At 66.0% G+C, this 912-nt stretch carries 1 protein-coding gene; it reads left to right on the forward strand.

All coding sequences use genetic code 11. The annotated features are described in order from the left end of the window. The first annotated feature begins 358 nt into the window (after positions 1 to 358). Positions 359 to 715 carry a type II toxin-antitoxin system RelB family anti-toxin gene (locus H7I57_RS23245; RefSeq protein WP_099962857.1) on the forward strand — a complete coding sequence of 119 codons (357 nt, stop codon included), beginning with the start codon at positions 359 to 361 and terminating at the stop codon, positions 713 to 715. Positions 716 to 912: the final 197 nt, after the last annotated feature.

Here is a 912-nt window from a genome sequence, read left to right on the forward strand (position 1 = left end):
ACACCTGGCTCGATCGGCTTGAAGATCACGCCCACAACGACCCGATCAGCGCCCGCCGACTCGACTACATCACCGCACAACTGCAGCACCTCCAAGAACTCACCGACGCACCCGAAGAAGACACCGCCCACCTGCGCCGCGTTCGNCAATCCAAGACCTATCCCGTCTGGNGACTGGCCCACCCCTACGACCCCGACATCGCCGTGCGGCTCATCGTGTGGTTCCCCGACGACGAACACGCCGTCATCGCCCTCTTCGCCGGCGACAAAGCCCGCATCGGAAACGCCTTCTACAACAGCGTCGGAACCCGAGCCGACGCCGCAATCGAGACCTGGAAACGCAGAAAGGACACCCAATCATGACTGTTGAAGATCGCGGCGGGGCCCGCCTCAAGAAGCTGCTCGCCGACCCCGACCGCGCCGAGCGCGTCGACCACATCCGCCAGCAGATGCGCGAGGACGACCGCGCCTACGCCATGAACCTGGCGCTGATCCGCCGCGCCGCCGACCTCACCCAAGTCGAACTCGCTCGACGCCTGGGAGTAGGACAAGCCGCGGTGTCCAAAGTCGAACGCCAACACGACCTGCTGCTGTCCACCCTGTCCAGCTACGTCGCCGCCGCCGGCGCCAACGCGCGCATCGTCGTCACCGTCGGAGACCGCGACCTGGAATTCGACCTCGCCACCCTGGCCGACGCAGCGCCACCGGAACAGTAANCAGTCGCACCCGAGGGCACCCGCCAGCGAGCGNCNCTGGCGTGGTGCCCCTCGTTCATCGTCGAGCCTCGGCGCTGCGGCCCCGAGGCGCCGGCGCACTAGGTGTTCTTCACGGGCAGGTTGTGAACACGTAGGCGTTCGATGGGTGTTTTTCCGCCGATGCCGGTGTGGGGTCGGTGATGATTGTAGTGATGCAG

Source organism: Mycolicibacterium pyrenivorans (assembly GCF_025821625.1).
Lineage (GTDB): Bacteria > Actinomycetota > Actinomycetes > Mycobacteriales > Mycobacteriaceae > Mycobacterium > Mycobacterium pyrenivorans.

Bases quoted from the DNA above. Each gene is read 5' to 3' on its own strand.
- H7I57_RS23245 (WP_099962857.1), top strand. From the start codon at position 359: ATGACTGTTGAAGATCGCGGCGGGGCCCGCCTCAAGAAGCTGCTCGCC.